Origin of the sequence: Bacillus sp. SIMBA_008, from assembly GCF_046535495.1 — a bacterium.
GTDB lineage: Bacteria > Bacillota > Bacilli > Bacillales > Bacillaceae > Bacillus > Bacillus subtilis.
Map to the genome: position 1 here is coordinate 1 of NZ_JAWRWL010000463.1, position 271 is coordinate 271.

Sequence of the window (271 nt, forward strand, 5' to 3'; positions counted from 1 at the left end):
ATGACTTCTTTATCGGTGAAGTCAGACTGATGAAAAAGCCGTTTCAATTAAGTGATCTGACGATTTCAGGGTTTATCGGAGATGTCAAAATCGACTTATCAAAGGCCATCATCGCAGAAGAAGAGAGCACGATCGTAATAAGCGGGCTCATCGGAGATGTGGATATTTTCGTGCCGCAGGATATTGAAGTATGTGTGAGTGCTTCGGCTGCCATTGGTGATATGAAAATTATTGATGAAAAAAGAAGCGGATTCGGCAGTAAAGTGTATGT

At 41.7% G+C, this 271-nt stretch carries 1 protein-coding gene; it reads left to right on the plus strand.

Annotated elements, in window-relative coordinates; genetic code table 11:
* A partial coding sequence (liaF, locus tag SB658_RS24030) for a cell wall-active antibiotics response protein LiaF (RefSeq protein WP_410602854.1) occupies window positions 1–271 on the plus strand: 271 nt, incomplete at both ends.